Annotated in this window: 15 protein-coding genes; all 15 read right to left on the bottom strand. The window is 44.7% G+C overall.

Annotated elements, in window-relative coordinates:
- On the bottom strand, positions 1-1631 hold a 1631-nt coding region (locus tag ACT3XD_RS12090), incomplete at its 3' end, for a glycosyltransferase family 4 protein (protein ID WP_444280590.1).
- Positions 1632-2096: 465 nt separating this feature from the next.
- Entirely contained in the window at positions 2097-2582 is a 486-nt protein-coding gene (locus tag ACT3XD_RS12085) for a hypothetical protein (RefSeq protein WP_192538900.1), read from the bottom strand.
- Positions 2573-4693 carry a heparinase II/III domain-containing protein gene (locus ACT3XD_RS12080; protein WP_192538901.1) on the bottom strand — a complete coding sequence of 707 codons (2121 nt, stop codon included), beginning with the start codon at positions 4691-4693 and terminating at the stop codon, positions 2573-2575. Before ACT3XD_RS12080 ends, ACT3XD_RS12085 begins: the two co-directional genes overlap by 10 nt.
- Positions 4694-4770: 77 nt before the next feature.
- Entirely contained in the window at positions 4771-5775 is a 1005-nt protein-coding gene (locus ACT3XD_RS12075) for a hypothetical protein (RefSeq protein WP_192538902.1), read from the bottom strand.
- A 14-nt stretch (positions 5776-5789) separates the two neighbouring features.
- Positions 5790-6533: a sulfotransferase family protein gene (locus ACT3XD_RS12070; RefSeq protein ID WP_192538903.1), complete on the bottom strand. Its 744-nt coding sequence runs from the start codon at positions 6531-6533 to the stop codon at positions 5790-5792.
- Positions 6534-6552: 19 nt separating this feature from the next.
- Positions 6553-9783 (bottom strand): glycosyltransferase, encoded by a 3231-nt coding sequence (locus ACT3XD_RS12065; protein WP_192538904.1) that lies wholly within the window; start codon positions 9781-9783, stop codon positions 6553-6555.
- A gap of 110 nt (positions 9784-9893) precedes the next feature.
- Complete coding sequence (gene wecC, locus ACT3XD_RS12060) at positions 9894-11174, bottom strand: UDP-N-acetyl-D-mannosamine dehydrogenase (RefSeq protein WP_192538905.1); 1281 nt, start codon at positions 11172-11174, stop codon at positions 9894-9896.
- Positions 11175-11263: 89 nt separating this feature from the next.
- On the bottom strand, positions 11264-12382 hold the full coding sequence (gene wecB, locus ACT3XD_RS12055) for a non-hydrolyzing UDP-N-acetylglucosamine 2-epimerase (RefSeq protein ID WP_192538906.1): 1119 nt from the start codon (positions 12380-12382) through the stop codon (positions 11264-11266).
- An 83-nt stretch (positions 12383-12465) separates the two neighbouring features.
- Positions 12466-12756, bottom strand: a complete 291-nt coding sequence (locus ACT3XD_RS12050; RefSeq protein WP_192538907.1) for a hypothetical protein — start codon at positions 12754-12756, stop codon at positions 12466-12468.
- A gap of 56 nt (positions 12757-12812) precedes the next feature.
- On the bottom strand, positions 12813-14603 hold the full coding sequence (locus tag ACT3XD_RS12045) for a hypothetical protein (protein ID WP_192538908.1): 1791 nt from the start codon (positions 14601-14603) through the stop codon (positions 12813-12815).
- A complete protein-coding gene (locus ACT3XD_RS12040) occupies positions 14600-16387 on the bottom strand; it encodes a hypothetical protein (protein WP_263974122.1) in 1788 nt (595 codons plus the stop codon). The genes ACT3XD_RS12045 and ACT3XD_RS12040 overlap by 4 nt, the downstream gene beginning before the upstream one ends.
- A 199-nt stretch (positions 16388-16586) precedes the next feature.
- Complete coding sequence (locus ACT3XD_RS12035; RefSeq protein ID WP_192538909.1) at positions 16587-17909, bottom strand: UDP-glucose dehydrogenase family protein; 1323 nt, start codon at positions 17907-17909, stop codon at positions 16587-16589.
- Positions 17910-17976: 67 nt separating this feature from the next.
- Positions 17977-18519, bottom strand: a complete 543-nt coding sequence (gene rfbC, locus ACT3XD_RS12030) for a dTDP-4-dehydrorhamnose 3,5-epimerase (protein ID WP_192538910.1) — start codon at positions 18517-18519, stop codon at positions 17977-17979.
- A 105-nt stretch (positions 18520-18624) separates the two neighbouring features.
- Positions 18625-19539 carry a glucose-1-phosphate thymidylyltransferase RfbA gene (gene rfbA / locus ACT3XD_RS12025; RefSeq protein WP_192538911.1) on the bottom strand — a complete coding sequence of 305 codons (915 nt, stop codon included), beginning with the start codon at positions 19537-19539 and terminating at the stop codon, positions 18625-18627.
- Positions 19540-19617: 78 nt separating this feature from the next.
- Positions 19618-20532, bottom strand: coding sequence for a dTDP-4-dehydrorhamnose reductase (gene rfbD / locus ACT3XD_RS12020; protein ID WP_192538912.1), 915 nt, complete (start codon positions 20530-20532; stop codon positions 19618-19620).
- Positions 20533-20683: the final 151 nt, after the last annotated feature.

The following is a 20683-nucleotide window of genomic DNA, read 5'->3' as shown; positions in this document are numbered from 1 at the left end:
ACGGCAATGCCGTGTGAGCGCGTAGAGTAGCCGTTGGTAGCATGAGGAACCGATTGATGCAGGCAGTAAAGGACGTGTAAACGGCGCGTCATCAGCCCGGCATTGGGTTGGCGAGGCGGCAGCATTACGCCACCTTTAAGGCGCGCCAAACCAGCTACAAAAGCCTCAAAATCACGCTTTGGCTTATCAAACACTACTCCACGAGCCTGCAAACTTTGCAACGCGTCAAGCGTATCCGTTAGCCGTCCTTCTTTATAGAACCAGCGGCTAGCGGTGGCGTAATCCGCCTGAGGTACATCATCGAAATCATGCAAAGCAAGCGACAATGCAAAGGTCGGTTGCGGGTTTTCTTGAACCTGTGTTTTGTGGGCAACGGCTGCCAGGGTATCAGCCATTCCTTGTGTTAGACGTTTAAACGTTAACGCGGCACGATCAATTTCCTGAGGAGCAGTTTGCTCTAACGTATTATCCAGGGCTTTTTCCAGGGCTATCGCTAATGCTTGCGCATCGTCTGCCTTGGCGAAACTTACTCCCTTGAATACCGGGCATGCGCTTTCCAATGCCGGGAGTTTCGACATCACTAACCGTTTACCATAAGCAAGGGCTTCCACCGCTTTCATGGGGGGGACCAGTTTACAGACTGGCCGTGCCTTACGGGGAATGGCGATACAATCGATCAGTGCGTAATAATCTTCTACTTTTTCATGCGGTACACGGCCAACTTGGATCAACCAGGGCCGATGAATATCACGCTGGTGCGTACTCGCTACGTTCGTTAGCGGCTGGTCGTCTCCCACCAGCAGCAGCTTGATATGTTTATATCGGCTTGCCAGCGTTTCACAGGCCTGAAGCAATACATCCAACCCCTCATAGGCATTTAAGCTGCCAATGTACCCAATAACGCTATCGCCTTCCTGAATACCCAACTGATCTTTCAATAATGGGTCGGCAGGCTTAATAGTTGGGAGCGTACGAACGCCATTAGGCACAATGCTAATTAGATTGGCATCTAGCCCTCGCTTGATCAGCTCTTTTTTCATGGGGGCGTTAAGCGTAAACACTTGGCTGGCCTGACGCGCGACAAAGCTATCTAGCGCAGTTTCTTCGTTAAAGCTTTCGGTTAGTGCATACCCTGGCTCGCGGGCATCTCGGGAAAGCTCCCAAAAGCCGCGTACTTCATTACAGAATGGCAGCCCTAAACGTTTTGCTGCCACCCAAGCAGGTAGTGCGACAGCCCAGTTGGAAGCCGCTAAAACAACCGAAGGCCGATATACACGGAAAAGCTCAACGAATCGTTCAATACTTGCATTCAGGTTCGCTCGGCTCCCTCTAGGCACTACCCCATGGGGCCAACGCGTATGAATATAATGCACGCCATTTACGACCACCTCGGGTTCGATATCACTCTGGGAGTCAAACTCCCACGGGCGCCCGGGGCGCACAAAGCACAATACCTCCAGCCCGTGCTGATTTAGCGCTTCAGCAATACCTTGGGTACGAACCGCGTAGCCGTTATTAGCATAACTCTGGCCATGACTAACCACGTAGGCCACACGCCCAGCAACAGGTTTAAAAATAGAAGGAAGGGAGTGCAGCGCTAACTGTTGCGCGTGTTTAATCAGGTCGTCCATGAAATACCTGGCTGAAAAAAATGAATTACGTTAAAAAAACAGCATATTAAATCAAACGGTAATGACCGCTATTATACATAGCAAGACAGCACTAGTATGGAAATAGAAACGGCCAATCATTGAAAGAATGGCCGCAGTGTAAAATCCTTTTTATTTTAGTAAAACGCGAACCGATAGCACCGATAATTTTCAACCCAGCTGTTCAAATGCTTGCTCTTAAGCAGTCTGTTTATTACGCTCGATTTCTTTCACTTTTCTTTGGTTTAGTGACGCCGAACTAGCGACCTCCCAATTTCGGTTGCTGCCCGACCAAGCACCGTGGATAAGGCATTTCCGAACAATACAACGATGCCCGTCGTAGGGCGGCTCCTCATACATTTACCCTGCTCGCACGAGCCACGTGAGAAACGAAAGCACATCACAGCACCACAGCTACCAAAAGGCACAGAGCAAGCGGGTACCGGCTTAGCTCTTGTTGCGCTCTTCCAGCAGAGAGAAGTCCAGCCCCAAAGCTCGCTCGGAGTAGGAAGGCTGGGATCTGATAGAAAGTTCAACGTCAAATTCTTGCTTGCTGCAGGTAGGTAGATGCTTACTTTTACCCTTCAGCTCCGAAACCCACTGTTTTAATATTAAATTTTCGCTACGTAAACTATTTAACTCTTTTATTAGAGACTGCATCTCGTCATCAGGTTCACTTCCTTTGGAGCTGTAACCAGCTTCCCCGAAGCCGACAAGATGTAAAAAATTTTCTTTATTCTTATCACTTCCACTAACCTCTCTCACTAGCTTCTCTATTAAAAGTGCTATATGAAAATGGCTTTTCCCGACCTCTGACAACAAAATTTCTCTCAATTCTCTCTTTAGGTCTGAAGCAAGAGCATTAACAAGCATCTCAAGCCTGTCATGATAGCACGAAGACTGCATCATAAACTCATCGTCATTTATTGACACAACTCCTCCAGAGGAAATTCTACGCAATTCACAACACTAACACTCTTAATAATAAATTCAACCTTTACCTTAGAGCTTGGACTTATAGGAATTTTTGCAGAAAACATTTCCTCAATATCTTTAACAACCATACCCAAACCAAATCGTCGTTTTCCATCAACAGCTGATAAATAATAGTAGGTAGGCGCATCACCATCTACCGGGCTAACCTTTATATCAAAAAAACAGTTTCCCCCTATTTCACAAAGCACATTATTAAAGTTAATAGCAAAAAAGTTTTTACGCATTTTGTCGCGATTATAGATCACATAACCACTACCCTCTTGACTATATTCGTCAGTGTAACTAATATTGGAGAAGGCTGCGAGATAGCTTACATCCTTATCAAGTGACTGCTTTTCTACCGAGCACCTCCCTCCCTCATCAGACACACGATAAATAATTCTTTCCTCCAAGATGAAAGAGTTATCATCAAGACGCTTAGTATTAAACTTATCCTGAGAAAAAAATGATCGCCAACTAACAGAAGAGCCATATTTAAAACTTCGCAAAGTATAACTTTCTTCTTTATGATTATGCCCTGACCCAGTAAACCCACCCACAACTACTGATTTACCAGAAGTATATACTTGAGACCCTTTAAACAACTCAACTTTATAATCCACATCCAAGTGCAATCGAAATTTTTTCCCGCTTGTATTAATGGATACACTTCTATCATTAAAGTTAACTAAAGAGGATGGTGAGAAGCACCAGTTCTGACAAAACTCTTTTTCTTCATCAGAACAAATTTTATCGTAAACATAAAAAATATCGTTAACCAAGTCAAACATAGCGACACGCACTCTCTTGATACCCACATAAGGCTTATCGTAAAGAGTGTACACATCAAACCCTTCAGCTTGCTCAGAAAAAACAAGTTGAGTATGAGCATCCCATAAAAACTTTTTCTCACCAGGGCAAAAAACAACATTATGTGCTTGGGGGCTTCGGAAAAATGCACGATACTCGTCCGCTCCGTAGCCATCGAATCCACCATCAGTAATGACCATTTCATCTTGAGAAAAATATGTTATCCCAGTGTGGTCGTTATGGCCATGAATGATTCTAGCTGGCCCAAATCTTAATGTGTAGTAAGAAGGCACATCTCTTGCTTCCCATGAAGATCTCCCAAAAACATAACCCGCGGTATAAACGGCTTTACACTTATCTTCAGGAAAAATACCTTGTTGAGACCTAGAGGTTACATAGTCAATTTTTTGCGAACCATGCTCAAACACTGGATTCGTTAATATTGTATCCCCTAACAACGCATAATTACCTTTGGGGTCAAGCGCATGAAGCATAAACAGCCTAGCTTTATTTAATATCGAATCAAAACTGGACACATCAGAATCAAAAAAACGCAGCAGCCGCTGAGCATAAGAAAATCGTTCAATATTATAGTTGTGATACATCACGGCTTGCTCATTATTAACCCCTTCATCATCAAAACTATGCTGAAAGTTCTCTAAAATTCTTTTCACCGATATTTTGTAAGCTTTTTTATTATTAAAAACAAAAGCAGCCTTTAAAAGTGAAATACTCTGATCCAGACCATGATTCCAATTGCCATCATAGTTGTCATCTTCTAATAAATAATTGATATGGTGGCTTATAAGATCAGCAATTTTAATACGTTGATTATCATCAAGAATAAGAAATGCTGCTATCAAAAAATCCAATCGTAACGCAACAGTATGACCTGCCCATGCTTGTTCGGAATTTTCAAAGAAATTAGACTCATAGTTTGCTTTGGCCCAACATGAAATAATAGAAAAAATTATATCTTTTACTGCCGTATATTCAGAGTATCTAGCTAAAGCAACTCCACACCCTCGGCCAATTGTATGATAATGCCACTGCACTGACGGCTTCTCCTTATCTAAGCTAAACCAATCCTCATACCTCCTTATGTTGATGTTATGGATTTTGTTCTTTGAATGACCAAAAAGAACACCATTACTTAAAAGAGATAAGTTTTTTTGGTAAGCATCTCGACTTATTTTTAATGAAAAATAAGCAGAATATAAATTCAAGCTTGTCGGCTCTACTTTTCTAAATTCAGTCACATGTGCCACCAAGAAATATAGATTATAAAAAATTTGAATTTATTAATAAAAAAGTGCAAAGCATGAAGCAAATTCAATCATCTATCAATACTTCGCGCCAGCAATTTTATTTTATTTTTAACCCCTCGAGACTTTGGCCTATATAACTTAACGATACGAAAAAGTTGTAAAGCCATGCTTTTATCTATAGATTCAAGTAGCAATGCAGCATCTCGCATAACATTAACTTGTGATTTATTCAAAACAGGCGAAGGTACCGGCAGATTATCAATAAAAATTTTTCTGTAATGCCTTACGACTAACTCTCTCCGATAAGTTAAGTGCTTATTTTCATAACTTAAAAGCCAATCATAATATCTTAAAATATTTCTTCTCTTCCTCGAAGACTGATAAAACCAATACTCATTAACACAGTCAGCCAAAAAATCTGTAACAAGCTTTTTCAATACTCCTATTTCATTAAGATATTGAGGTATTCCATGCCCCAAACCAGTTATTTTTAATTTTCTTAGTGTATTATACCTATCTGCATGCTGCTTATCTAAAGCATATAAAGGATCATAAACTACATACCCTCGAGCACTCATCACAGCTCCATCATTACAAGGACCATCCCAGTCAAACTCATAAGTTGATAGTGACCGACCTGCCTCATAGTCCCAACGGTTTATATCTATACTTCTAGTTGATATAGGGTTCATTAGTAAAACCCTATCAATACCCAAGACATTAGCGTATGCAGATACACCATACCCTCCCATACTTGCACCGTAGCCAAGCCTTTCAGGGAAACAGGAAAAATATTCTCTCAACTTCAAAAGTTGAGAGTAGAAGTCTCGATCTCTATAATAATTATAACATCCTTTGACACATGAAAAGCTAACTACATTATGACCTAGACCTTTAAGAAATTCATAACCCCATGGTGATGGCTGATCACTTCCTAATTCCTGATTTAGGTCCACTAGACTGCCACCATTTGCAAATGTAAAAATAACAGGACTATCTTTATTTATAATATTATATTTAACATAAATAGAACCTATAAACCCAAAACCATTTTCTGCATAACTATTAAACATAGAATTTTCCGAGGCTACAACTCTTTTGAATAACCAAAATTTTTAAAATCAGATAAATAAGAGTTATATATTAACTCTTGAGTCTTATCATCATAATATTCATTAAGTTTAGAGCTAGCTTTAGTTGTCATGGGAGAAAAATTATCTTTTCCGCTTAGCTTTGATTCCTGGGAACTGGTATTATTGCCATTTATTATTAATTGAACCTTATTAAGGTCTTGCGAAAGACTTTCAAAGCGACCAATAAAACACCAATTTTTAATTATATTATAAAATATTTCATCACTCTGGCGCCGCCAATGGCTTTCTTGCTGAATAGATTCTTGCTCAGAAATAACCTGAGCAAAATCACTAAAAGATATGTTCGGACCACATAGACCACCTGTATATTTTGAAAGCCATTTATTGCTTGGCGAACTAACATCCTTAACTATACGATGTAAATAGCAAGATAAAATCCTAGCATATGGATTTCTAACGAAAGAAATTTTATTAAAACTATCATCATCAATAATAGATAAAAAGTCAGATTCATTTAGCTGAGACGGCCATATGTGCGGAGAAACATACCTGTTATTCACATCAATCACTCGTCTAGAAGTACCTTTGACCTCCATATTCTGTAAAAAATCTTTAACTGTACTACTAGCAACCTTACTAACCTGAAAAAAAACATATTTATTTTTCAATGAAATATGTGTATTTAAATCAAGTTCTTTATAGCTTTTTTTTGCAAGCATTAAATCTAAGATACTCATAAAAAATTCTCACTCTGGATTAAAACATCAAAAAATCTAAAACACGGTTTACTTTATTTTCACTATAGCGAAAATCAATAAGCTCTATATTTTGTGACCTATATAAGGAAGCATCTTTTTTATTGAAATTGATTAAATGCTCGAAGTTGCTAACAGCATCTAAAGTATCTTCAACAACCCACTCATTGCAATATGTTTGAACTGCTCCTTCCCATGGCCATACAAGAGGTATGCAGCCAGCCATAACACCATCAGCCAGAGCATAATGAAATGACTCATTATCACTAGGTGAGAGTATAAAGCTCACTTTCTGGTACCATTGCTCTACATTATTTCCCCAACTATCAAAAAACACATAGCCATTTAGGTTAGGATCATTTTCAATTCTTTTGTAGAGTTCCTCGTAGTAAACTAGTTCTTGCCTACGCCCTGGGGCACTCATGAAAGGTAAATCCTCAGGCCTATGTCCTTTACAGTACAACTTGGCTTCCCACCCCCTCTCATTTAGTGCAGCCAATAGATCCAGGGCACGATCTAGACGCTTCGTTGTTGGAACAATCCCCACCATCCCAAGGATGGGCTTTACTTCACGATTTGGATCATAGAACCTGTTTTCTTTGACCGCATTAGGAATAATTTCCGTCTTGTCTTCATCCCAGCCAAACATTTCTAACGCTTGCTTGCGAATTAGCGGAGATACAAAAATAAATTTATTTATATTTGAAACGTTGATTGCGTGTCCAAATTTTTCTGCTTTTTTTCTAACTTCTTGAGCATGTATTCTAATAAATAATTTTTTACCTTCTTTTTTATTTTTACTATGCCATACAGCATTTGCTAAACCCCACTCGCAGAAAATATAATCAGCCCATTCAGCATAATGCTCGCTAATACTTTGACTAACTTGCCCCCCCCATTCCCAAGGATCAATACCGACTTCGGCTCCCTGACGTCGCAGATGTGTTACATAACAATAAATAAACTTTAAATCATGACCTGATATTACAATTTTTTTATTTTTTAAAGATTCATTATTATCTTTATCAAGTTTTTCATTTATAGGACCTTGTAAAGATGAAAACGTATAATTTTTAGTAATTTCATTAGCTAAAACCTTAAGCTTTTCCTCTACTTGATTTTTAGAGTTACCTAAACCCTCAATTATATTTGATATATCTTCAGGGTTTTCTATTAAAAAAGGATAATCTTTTCCGAGAAAATTTTTATTTATTGTTGAAGCATAAACGACACAGGGCTTACCAAGAGCTGCAGTTTCAACAAGCTTAGTAGATAGCTCTAATGTTGAATTTTCCAAATTTGGATCTCTATAACACCATACAAGATCCATTGTCGATATAAAAGAAAGCGCTTTTTCTCTCGATAAATCTTTGTAAACCTTTATAAAATCTTTTTCCAAAAATTTATTAATTTTCTTTACGAACTCAGCACCTTCTTTCCCTTTACCGTATATCTTACCTGTTGCAATATGTAGTCTTATTTTCTTGCCTCTAGCAATCTGTTTTTCTACTTCTTCTATAAGTTCAACAACTCCCCACCTTAGCTGTACTTTTCCTGCATAGCCGATGTCAATAAAGTCATCGCTTTTCTGTATATTTTCACTAAAAGTATGTATATTTTCTGGAATGGTTGGAGGCAGCCTCATTCCATCTACTTCATAACCAACTATATCTTCTATTTTGTTACGAATCTCTTCAGTTTGAAAAAGCACAGACCTAGCATTAAGCACAATCTCTTTAAGCTTTTTTACCTTAGCGTCAATTAGTTTAAACCCTTGACTACCAACCTCATAAAAATCGGTTAAATAAGGATAAAAAATACCCGTGAATTCTTTTCTTTTTTGTATTTCATATCCAAGGTCTACTCCTCTCGTTATTAGAGCGGTCACCTGCGGGCAATGGGAGTGAAGCATTGACAGTGCTTTTGCCGCTGTCTTTTGATTTAGAGGCCCATTGAAGCCAATATCCTTAGGCTGTATAACACATAAGTTATTATTTTGATTTAAATTAGCTATTACTTTATCAGTTTTCAAATCATCTTTTAATAAAAGGATTGTTTCTCTAGAAGAAGAAACGATATTTGCTATTGAAGTTAACCAGATAGAAGAACCATCTAAAACATTAGGGCTGACATCTCCATATATAAGTGCTTTAGTTCTTAAAACTTGATGCTTTGTATTCTCAGCAATAAAGTCGAAAACACTTTTTTCTAAATCTGCATCACTTTTCATTAAAGACTTTTCATGTAAAACAATTTTTGCCCTCAATCCAGACACATCAACTCTACCAAAATTTATCAAGCATATTTTAATACTCTTGGCTTTTTCAGGTATTGAAATATTAACAGCACTGACTGCATCCTCTAAGTCCCCCTGATAAACTGACAAATATTTAAACCAACCATATAAATCAGAGTGGTGTAGACTACCTACTGACGGTTCAACTTCACAGTTTTCTTCATTAAAAAAAACAATTTTTACAATTATCTTTTTTTCTTTAATAAGGTTATTAGAGGATACACGGATTTCAATGCTCTCTTTACCCAAAACAGCAGAGCTATACCAATCTGTTTTTTCCACTGACGTATTTTCATAGAAGCTATTGAATTTTGTATTTAGCATTATAGCTGGACTTAATTGAGGAAATATCTGATATATTAAATTATTAATTTTACTAGGCTGATGTTGCACTTCATTTGGAATAACAATATTTTTTAACGTTTTTGTCTTTACAAAATCTTGAGCACTATTTTGTAAAATTTTCTGCTCATCCTGATTTTGCACACCATAAAAAGCTATATCTGAGCGTTTTGCGGCAACCCATGTTGCTAGTCCTACTCCCTCAGTTTGTGCTAACACTGCCGATGGGCGATAAATACGTAGCAGTTTGATCAGTTGCTCAACTATTGCCTCAAACGCAATGCGCTCATCTTCTAGGATATTAGCATGCAGCGTCGTATGCAGGTAACGAACACCATTTATATTAGCTTCTGGGGTTATTTGTCTATTACCTCCACCTTCCACATCACAAGACCAACCAGGGCGCACCATACAGAGAGCCTCAATACCGTGTCGGTTGAGCGCTTCCGCCAGTTGCTGGTTTCGAGCTGTATCGCTATTAGACTCAATATGGCCTTTATTAATAATATAGGCCACGCGCCCTTCTATCGGTTGGATTATAGGCGTAGCTGGAAGGTTAGCAAGCTGTTGAGCGTGGTGTAACAGGTCATCCATTTAATTTGGCCGTGAGTGTTAAGTGGAGAGGAGTACTTGATGAATGCTTAAATGAGAAGAGTTAAAAGTAAGGAGAAGGGCCGCCCCCTCTCCTAACTTCTCTACGCTAACTAACCTAACAAGCCTACTGCATCAATTACTGTTTCTTTAGCGCGTACATGCTCTACATGCTCAATGAAAGTTTTATGCTTAACCAGCACACATACCACATCGGCTTGGGTTAACGCTTCTTCCAGTGTTTTCAATTCAACATTGGTGTTTTGAAGCCCTTTAGGCAGTGCTTCTATATTAGGTTCGACTACTTGCAGGCGGCAGCCTAGCTGGGCAACTTGCTGGGCAATACCCAAAGCGGGGCTTTCACGCAGGTCGTCAATATCTGGCTTGAAGGCTACACCCAGGCAGGCAACGGTTAAATCGCTGCGCTTAGCATCCGGGTGCTGCTGGTGGTAGTACTCCAGCGCTTCTTTCACACGGCCCAATACCCATTGGGGTTTGGCGTCATTAACTTCACGGGCGGCACGGATAATCTTGGCTTGTTCAGGGCAAGAATCGACAATGAACCAAGGGTCTACGGCAATACAATGACCACCTACACCGGCGCCAGGCGTGAGAATGTTGACGCGCGGGTGGCGGTTGGCCAGAGCAATCAGCTCCCACACGTTGATGTCCAGTTCATGGCAAATAGTGGATAGCTCGTTGGCAAACGCAATGTTCACATCGCGGAAGCTGTTTTCGGTCAGCTTGGCCATTTCGGCAGTGCGGGCGGTGGTGGTTACGCACTCGCCTTCTACTACGATTTTATAAAGTGCACTAGCGACTTCAGCGCATTTAGGTGTCATGCCGCCAATTACGCGGTCGTTCTCTACCAGCTCCCGAATTACATGGCCGGGCAGTACACGCTCAGGGCAGTGGGCAATACGGATATCGGATGCTTCACCGTGCGTTTGCGGAAAGGTGAGGTCTGGCCGTGCTTCCGCAAGCCATGCCGCCATTTGCTCGGTGGCACCAATTGGGCTGGTCGATTCCAGCACGACCAAATTACCCGCTTTCAATACCGGCGCAATGGATTTGGCAGCGGCTTCAATATAGCTCAAGTCCGCCTTGTGATTTTGGGCATTTTCATCGGTATGAAACGGTGTGGGTACCGCCACCATGAAAGCATCTGCCGGTTCAGGCGTTATCGTGGCACGCAAAAATCCTTGCGTTACCGCTGCATGCACCACGATATCCAACTCGGGCTCTACAATATGAATCTCACCATTATTAATGGTATCGACAGCATGCTGGTTAACATCGACGCCAATGACTTTTTGCTTGCGTGAAGCGAATACGGCAGCCGTGGGTAGGCCAATATAACCCAGGCCGATCATGGAGATAGTTTCGAATTTCATGTTTTACCCAAAGGTAGTAAATAGTAAGTGGTGAATGGTAAGGGACGATAGCTCGATGCTAAAACACCAGCACCCAGCGTGCTGGCTATTTACCGCTCACTCAAAATATCTCGAATACGTTGGCAGGCTTTTCCATCCCCGTATGGGTTGTGGGCATAGCTCATAGCCTTATAGGCGTCATCATCGTTTAGTAGGCGAGTAAGCTCACTGCTGATGGCCGCAGCATCTGTACCTACCAGCTTCACGGTGCCCGCTTCAACGGCTTCGGGGCGCTCGGTGGTATCACGCATTACCAGTACGGGTTTACCCAGTGAAGGCGCTTCTTCCTGAATACCACCAGAATCGGTAAGAATAATGTGGGCACGGTTCATCAGGTACACAAACGGCAGGTAGTCTTGCGGTTCAATCAGGTAAACGTTATCTACCTTGGCCAACAGGCGGTTAACCGGCTCGCGGACGTTGGGATTAAGGTGTACCGGATAAAGAATCTGAGTGTCCGGGTGGCGTTCGGCGGTATCAGCCAAGGCTTGGCAAATGCGCTCGAACCCGCCGCCAAAACTTTCACGGCGGTGCCCTGTTACTAGAATCAGACGTTTGCCCTCATCCAGCATAGGGAACCGCTGGGCCTGCTCAGCCGCCAGCGCTTGATTGGTTTCAAGCTTGTGGGCTACTTCCAAAAGCGCATCAATGACGGTATTACCGGTAACATGAATAGTCGTCGGATCAATGCCTTCATTGAGCAAATTTTGCTGCGAGGTAGAGGTGGGGGCAAAGTGAACCGCAGCCAGGGCGCCGGTGAGTTTACGATTGCCCTCTTCGGGCCATGGGGAATAAAGATTGCCGGTACGCAGGCCTGCTTCTACATGCCCTACCGGGATTTGCTGGTAGTAACAAGCTAACGTGGTGGCAAAAGTGGTGGCGGTGTCGCCATGCACTAGAACGATATCGGGTTTGAAGTCTTCCAGCACCGATTTGAGGCCCTGCAAAATACCGCAGGTAACATCGTTCAGATCCTGCCCCGGCTTCATAATATTTAAATCGTATTCGGGTGTCAGCTCAAAAAGGTCAAGCACTTGATCTAACATTTCGCGATGCTGGGCGGTAACGCAAACACGTGCCTCAAAACGCTCATCTATTGCTAACTGCAATGCAAGCGGTGCCATTTTAATGGCTTCTGGACGTGTACCGAATACAGTAAGTACTTTCATTTCTTGCCTTCTTTTTTAATCGGTGCAATGTATGGCTTAAATGCCGCACGTTGACAGCTTCGTAATTCACTAGGCTTGCCGTTTTAGCCTTCATCTTGCAGGCGATATTCCAGTTCCTGGCAGCGCCGATAGTAATGCTCTAAAAGCTCTTGCGTTTCGGCTAGCTGCTGAATGATAGGAATCGATTCAGGGCTTTTAGGGGCGCTACTGATGACTTGATTTGGCTTTTGTAACCGTTGCTCACAGATATTTATATTAACATCGAATAGATGCTGCCCGTATTGGTAAGCCGCCTGCTGATAAAGTGCTATGGCGTTTTGGTAGTCACCTTGGTTAAAGGCGCCATGTGCACGCTTAACAAGATCTTTTTCCATGATGTTGGCTCGTAAAGAATGAGTGGTCAGTTTGCAGGAGGTTGCGAATTGTCTTGTTACTCAAGCCTGAGGCTGTAAGTGTTGGCCAGTTTTAGCCACTGGGCAGTGCGTTGCCGGGTTTCAAGTAAAGCTTCCCAACGGTTGATCAAGTCTCTTTCCTGCGGGCAATGGTTACCTTCTAAAATGATATCCAGTTGCTGAGTAGGCAGCTGTTGCAGCAGTAACGGTAAGGCAATTTCTCGGCTGTGGCCTGCCGTGGCCAGGGTATCTCCGACAATCACCAGTATGCGGGCATTTTCCGGCAGCCATTGATTAAGGCGTTGCAGCGTAGCTTCTGCTGCGTAAAACAGTGCCGTCTGACCATTGGCCTGGCACTCTATCCAGGGAGCGTATACCACATTCACAGCATGACTAAGCTGCTTGTTATCCAAGCGCTTTTTAAGCTCATCGCTAGCTGTCTTCTGATGCTGAACACTGACAATCGTTTGCGGCAAGTCATCATGGGAAAGCGTCACTCCATTGTGTGCTTCCTGATGCTGACTGTTTTGCTGGGTTAGCCGCGGCTGGTCTGATCGGGAGTTGATAATGCTTTGCGCTAGTAGCTCTGTGGTGTCCTGGCTGCCGAAAATCACCACTACATCATGGTGTTGGTTATCATAATGCTCTAATAGAGCCATAGCATAGCCAGGTGCAAGATGTGGGCTAACGGGGCGTTGGCCATGTTGCAAATAATGCGTCAGCGCCTGCTCATCACGTTGTTGCCGAGCGCTACGGGTAACGTGTTGGCCCAAGGCGCTGGTGGTTTGCTGAATGTAGCCTCGCTGTTCACCAAACAGCGATTCCAATTTGCTTTCCAACTGTTCAAAACGCTCAGTACTTTGCTGTAACGCGGCTAGCTGTTCACTGAGGCGGGTAATGGTCGTGTCTTTTTCACTAAGCATTTGCTGTGCGTCGGCCAGCTTTTTTTCTGCTTCCTCATGCTGTTTTTTGCGGTTCGTAAAGTAACGCTGGTAGTTATCGCGTTCTTCGTCGCTAGACGCGAGCTTTTCTTGAAGATTTGCTGCCTGAGCTTGCTGAGCTTCTAAATCCACTCGCAGAGTCTTAATTTGCTCGGCGCTCTCTTCAACCTGCTGCTGGCTAGCTTTGGTCGCCTGGTTAAGCTGCTTCTTCAGTGCGTCGCGCTCTGCAGTTAGCTGGTTGAACTGAGTGTTAAGTGTAGCCAATTGTGTCTGGGTATCTTTCAAACGGCTATATAACGGGCTACGGGTAAAGCCGAGAAGGAAGAAATCGGGATCATCCACATGACCTGCCATTACTTCAAAACCATGCTGCTCACACCATTGAGACAGTTCGTCGTTTGTAGTCATGCCGTCATAAAGTACCAGCGGGCTAGTACGTATCCAAAGATGGGTCAACTTCTCAAGCAAAGCGTTTTGCTCGAATGACTGCAGCAGGCTAAGGGCAATTTCCGGCTGTTCGATAACCAGATGGGTTAATACAGCCTGGCTTAGCCCAGCCTGTTCCAACGCTTGTGGTAACGTTTGGGTATCAATGGGCTGTTGGCAAGCTTCGTTAAGCCCTGGATAAAGGCTAGTTAGCTCATTAGCAGGGGCCAGGCTATTAAAGTCTTTAAGATTATAGGTGTAACATATCGCCTCGCCACCGGCTGGCGTTATCGATTGGTCTGCAGCATGTAAAGCGGGTACGGATTGAGATACTGATTGTTGGCGCGCAGGCATAGGTGAAAGTAATGCCAGTAGCGTGGTCCGTTTGACATCTTTAATTAATGTTTCGCTCTCTTCACGTAGCGGACCAATATGCACTAGCAGGCCGATATCTTGACTCATACGTCAGCCCCCTTTGCTGGTGCGGGTAACTGATGTTGTAACAGATGCGTTTGGCGCTGTTCTGCCATACCGTAGTGCAGATAATGCAGTAAGGGGTGCTGACCGGATGCAGCGACATCCTCATAGTGAGTAAGATAAAACGCAGTGCTGAATAAAGGGCCTGCATGACGGCCATCTATAGCGCCGAACTTGATAAAGTGTTCTGCGGGATTAATTCCCGATTGGGCAACGTCCGGGTAGCTTTCGAGGTACCACTCAGCGTCAAAGAATGGACTGGCTTCTAGCATGGCGACCTGTCTGGGAAGTGCCTTTTTATAACTGCGGCTGTTACGATAAGCTGCTGCTGCATGGCGTTGAGCGTGCACTCGCAGCCACTGTACCAGGCGTTCGAGATGTTGAATGTGTTGTTGGCTATCTGTACGCAATACGTTTAGCTCTTTTTGGCGCTTTTCGTTTTGCCTACGCCAATGCGCTTCATCAAGAGTGCTTTTCTCTAGCTGCTTACGCAAAGCAGTTTGATCAAGGGTGCTCTTATCTAATTGCTCTTGTACCTTGTGTAATTCAGCTACGCGTCGTTCGAGCTTGGTAATGATATTGTCAAGATTCTGTTGCTGGGCATCTATCAAGCGCTGCTGCTGGGAAATCTCGCTGTTTTTACGCTGACCAAGCGCTTGGTATTCTTGGTCCAATACTTCATATGCCTGTTGAGCTTGCTGCAAGGTATCCAACAGCCAAGCGTTTTCTTTTTGTGCTTTGGCCAGTGCCTGGTGGTTTACTTGCTGCGTACCCTGCTCTGCTTTCAAGGCTTTGTCGAGAGTTTCTTTTTCTTGCTGTAGTGTTAGCTGAGCTTTTTTGGCAGCGGCGTAGTCTTGCTCCAACTTAGAGTACCGTTGCTTGTCAGCCTCACTTTGCGTAACCATCTGAGCATTTTCTTTCTGCAGCTTTTCAGCATTCTGTTTCGCCTGCTCAAGGCTTTTTGCGCTTTCTGCACTAAACTTTTCGTTGTGCGCTTTTTGCTCATCAACACGCTCGCTCAGTGCTTCCTGCGCACTCTGAAGCTGTTGAATTACTAAGGCGTACTCTTCACGCGCTGCTGTTAGCTCTCCTTTCAAACGGGCAATATCGTGCTGCTGACGATCAAGGCCAGCATTAGCATGTTGTAACTGCTCACGGTGTTGACGGCTACCCATCTGTGCCGATTGTAGCGTGCAATAATTTTCAAGAACCGCTGCCACTAATGACACGGTACTTTGCTGCTCGGTAGAGCTTACCTGACTGCTAGCCCTAAGATAGTCATAGACTTCATTCACGGTAAGATTTTGACTTATCAATTGAGCAGCCGCTAGTTGGTATACCGGCGGCAGGCGGTCAGTAACTTCCGACATCGTCAATTTTTCTAGCGTGCTGCCTGGCGCATAGCTAACTAAACTAAGCTGGCGTCGTACTGAACGGAAAAGACTCAGGAGCGTTTTGCCTTGTTGCTGCCATTCATCTAATGCTTGCTCGGGATCAGCCCCCTGCGCTAAACGAGCCGCTAACCACATTTGAGGATGCGGCCAGGCAATCGTCAGTTCACGCTGGGTATCCTGCCCCAACCATTGGCGAAGAATGTTTTGGCTTCCCTGGTCTATCTCAGGCAGCAGTATCGGCCCAGTATGATCTAGCGCTGTGCTTTCTTCGCTTGCTGGAAGTGTGTCCAATGCCAGCGGGTTTTCCGCAGATGGAAATAACTGATGCGGCTCGTGCGCGAAGGCTTGCAAGCCCAGATAAATTACCTGCGGCATAAAATGAAAACTCCTTGCTTAAATTTTAATGACATTTTTGCAGACTATTAACGACAGACACCCACGCAATTTTCAAAAACAAAACCTGCACATTGCTATGATGGTGTTTTCCGCGACTATTTAGCCATTTGAATGTTCTTAACGTGTTTCATAGTTTGAGAGAGTTTCGCTAAAAAAGTGCGCTCCCCAACGGCTCTTGTCACATACGACCTACCGAGATGTAGCGTAGATTTACTGCTTTGGCATCTTTGGGGCTGTAAAGATTGCGCCCGTCAATGACTACGCCGCCTTTTAGTTGACTGGCTATCCACGCTAGGTTAACTGCCCTAAACTGTTTCCATTCAGTGCAAATCACCAAGGCATCAGCGCCCGCAACAGCGTCTTCCATGCGCTCACATAACTTTAAATCATCACGATTGCCATAAATATGGCGTGTTTCAGTCATGGCTTCAGGGTCGTAGGCATACACTTGTGCACCAGCTTCCCACAACGATTCCATTAACACTCGGCTAGGCGCTTCGCGCATATCGTCAGTATTCGGTTTGAAGGCTAAGCCCCATACGCCAATTTTTTTCCCTTTAAGCTCGCCATTAAATGCTTTGCTCAGTTTTTCAAACAAGGTGTGTTTCTGCCGTTCATTAATAGCTTCTACGGCTTCTAACATCTCAGCCCTGTAGCCTACTTGCTGAGCGGTACGGCTTAAGGCTTGTACATCCTTAGGAAAGCAGGAACCGCCATAGCCGCAGCCTGGGTAAATAAAGTGATACCCAATACGGGGGTCAGAGCCAATGCCTTGGCGCACCTGCTCAATATCCGCCCCTAAGCGCTCGGCTAAATTGGCCATTTCGTTCATAAAACTGATTTTGGTGGCTAACATGGCGTTAGCGGCGTATTTAGTTAACTCAGCGCTGCGTACATCCATAACCATGATCTTTTCACGGTTACGGTTGTAGGGGGCATAGCATTCACGCATTAGCTTGATGGCTTTTTCACTGTGGGTACCCACCACAATGCGGGCGCCACGCGTAAAGTCTTCAATGGCAGCCCCTTCCTTAAGAAACTCAGGGTTGGAGCAAACATCGTAATCCAGCTCGATCCCTCGCTCTTGAAGGGTTTTCGCTATCTTGGCTTGCACTTTTTCAGCCGTGCCTACAGGGACTGTCGATTTGTTAATGATGACCTTGTAGTCATCCATGTGATGGCCGATGGTTTCAGCTACCTGCAGCACATATTGCAAGTCGGCACTGCCATCTTCCCCGGGCGGTGTACCCACAGCAATAAACTGAAGCGTTCCAAAACGTACTGCTTCCTCGCTTTGTGTGGTGAAAGACAAGCGAGCGCTTTCTACATTCTGACGTACCATCTGTTCCAGGCCCGGCTCGAAGATGGGGATAATACCTTCGTTAAGCCGGTCGATTTTGGCTTTATCGACATCGACACACATGACATGATGCCCCGCATCCGCTAAGCACGTGCCCGTTACCAAGCCAACGTAGCCGGTTCCAAAAATCGTAATATTCATTGTCTTGAGTTACCACTCTTCACGCGCTTGCTCTACGCAAAAGCAAGCTGGAAAATTGCCGAATTTACTAGTTAAAGGTGGGTGCATCAGTGAACGCAACGCCTTGCTGGTCTTTTCCAGAAAGCTGGGGCGCTTGATTAATCGGCCAATTGATATCCAGTTCGGGGTCGTCCCAGCGAAGCGAAACCTCGTCACCTGGAGCGTAATAGTCGGTGCATTTATATTGGAACTCGGCTTCGTCACTCGTAACGTAGAAGCCATGTGCAAAACCGGGAGGCACCCAAAGCATCTGCTTGTTTTCTTCACTTAGCGTGACGCCTACCCACTGACCAAAGGTGGACGAGCTTTTACGCATATCTACCGCTACATCGAACACTTCGCCACGCGTAACGCGCACCAATTTGCCCTGGGGCTGGCTTAACTGGTAATGCAGGCCGCGCAAAATGCCCTGGGCCGATTTGCTGTGGTTATCCTGCACAAATTGGTAGTTACCGCAGTGGTCTTCAAATTCATTTTGGCGGAAGGTTTCCATGAAGAAGCCGCGCTCATCACCAAAGACTTTTGGAGTGAGAAGCACGACATCGGGAATGGCGAGTTGCTGATAGTGCATTGTTATTCCTTTTCGCCACGGACACTCACTGAAAGCACGGAAAAAAACAAATGGTTGGTCCGTGTTTTCTGTGACTTCCGTGGCCCGTTAATTTGCTTATCAAACCTACTTTTTAGGTTTCTGCTTAAGCAGCCGCTGGAGATATTGGCCGTATTGGGTCTTGGCTAGCGGCTTGGCGAGCGTTGCCAATCGCTCATCGCTGATCCAGCCATTTTGCCAGGCGATTTCTTCCAGGCAGGCGATCTTGAGGCCTTGGCGGTGTTCTATGGTTTGCACGTATTGGCTGGCTTCCAGCAGGCTATCGTGGGTGCCGGTATCCAGCCAGGCGAAGCCTCGGCCCAGGCGTTCAACACGCAAATTATCCTGTTGAAGATAAGCGTTGTTAACGCTGGTGATTTCCAGCTCCCCCCGCTCGGAGGGTTCAACCGCTTTAGCTATTTTAACGACATCGTTATCGTAGAAATAAAGGCCTGTGACGGCATAGGCTGACTTGGGCTTTTTAGGTTTCTCTTCGATCGAGATGGCCTTACCCGCTTCATTAAATTCCACGACGCCGAAGCGTTCTGGGTCTTTAACCAAATAGCCAAACACCGTGGCACCGCTGGGCTGTTCACTGGCGCGTTTTAGCTGCTCAGAAAAGTGCTGGCCGTGAAAGATATTATCGCCTAGTACTAAACAAACTGGGCTATTGCCTATAAATTCTTCACCAATGATGAATGCTTGTGCCAAGCCATCGGGGGTGGGTTGTTCGGCATATTCAAAATGCAGGCCGAAGTCTTCACCACTACCCAGCAGGTTTTGATATTGAGGCAGGTCTTCTGGCGTAGAGATAATCAGAATTTCGCGGATGCCAGCTAACATTAATACCGAGATCGGATAATAGATCATCGGTTTGTCGTAAACGGGTAACAGCTGTTTGGATACACCGCGGGTAATGGGGTGCAGGCGCGTGCCGGAACCGCCGGCCAGGATGATGCCCTTTCTTTGTGAAGGGTTAGCTGTGAAGTGTGAGGAGTTCATATTAGTCATCCGTGAGTATTTCTGTGTAAAGCGTTAGTAGTGAGGCGTAAGGGCATCGACACCCTACTCATTTATCCTTCACTCTTCACAGTATTCGCGTAGCGTTAGTGCTAGCTGTTGTTGCCAAGTGGGTAGTATGACCCCGAGAGCCGCTTCAAGTTTCACCAGGCACATACGTGAATTGAGCGGACGCGTTGCAGGTGTTGGATACTCTATGGTGGGTATGCCAACAGTATTATCTGTTGTGATCGCTAGCTGTTCGTTAGCCTCACTGGCCTGTTTGAAAATTTCACATGCAAAGCCGTGCCAGCTGGTTTCACCCTGCGGCGCCAAGTGGTAGATGCCTTGTGGTATGTGAGTGGTGAATCGTGAGTGGTGAGTGGTGAGTGGTGAATTGTGGTGTGTAAATGCTAAAGCGGTTACTTGGGCGATTAGGCGTGCTGGGGTGGGCGCGCCTATTTGGTCATTTACGATGCTTAATGCTTCGCGCTCGCGGCCCAGGCGTAGCATGGTTTTCATGAAGTTATTGCCGCGTGCGGCGTATACCCAGCTGGTACGAAAAATCAGGTGGTTGGCGCCGCTTTCAGTGATGGCGTTATCCCCTTCCAGCTTGGTTTGGCCATAGATGCTTAGTGGGCCAGTGGGGCTGTCTTCTTGCCATGGCGTTTCGCCGTTGCCGGGGTATACGTAGTCGCTTGAGTAATGCACCAGGGTAATATCTTGCTGGGCGGCGTATTGGGCCAATTGCGCGGGTAGCTCTGCGTTTAGGCGCCTTGCCTGCTCGGGTTCGCTTTCGGCTTTATCGACGGCTGTGTAGGCAGCGGCGTTGAGGATTAACGCTGGCTTGTGCTTGGCAAGGTATGTATCGACGGCTTGGGAATCGTTGAGATCAAGCTCATGACGCGTGGGTGCCAGAATGTTGCCGAATAGTGAAAATTGGCGTTGAAGCTCGAAGCCTACCTGGCCGTTGCCACCAGTGATGAAGATATTCATGGGTAAATCCTTTTTGGTGCCCCGCTTCAAGCTATCCCGCGGGTGCGCTAACGCTTACGCCGCGCTACAAAACCTGATATGTGCCTTTTCGTAGCGCGGTGTAACGTAAGCGCGAGGAACGAGCGGTGGAGGCACCCGCGGGGGCGGCGCC

The organism is Halomonas sp. AOP7-B1-5 (assembly GCF_052353045.1).
Classification (GTDB): Bacteria; Pseudomonadota; Gammaproteobacteria; order Pseudomonadales; family Halomonadaceae; genus Vreelandella; species Vreelandella colorata.
The sequence above is the reverse complement of the archived record's forward strand: the minus strand, read 5'-3'. Positions and strand labels throughout refer to the sequence as shown.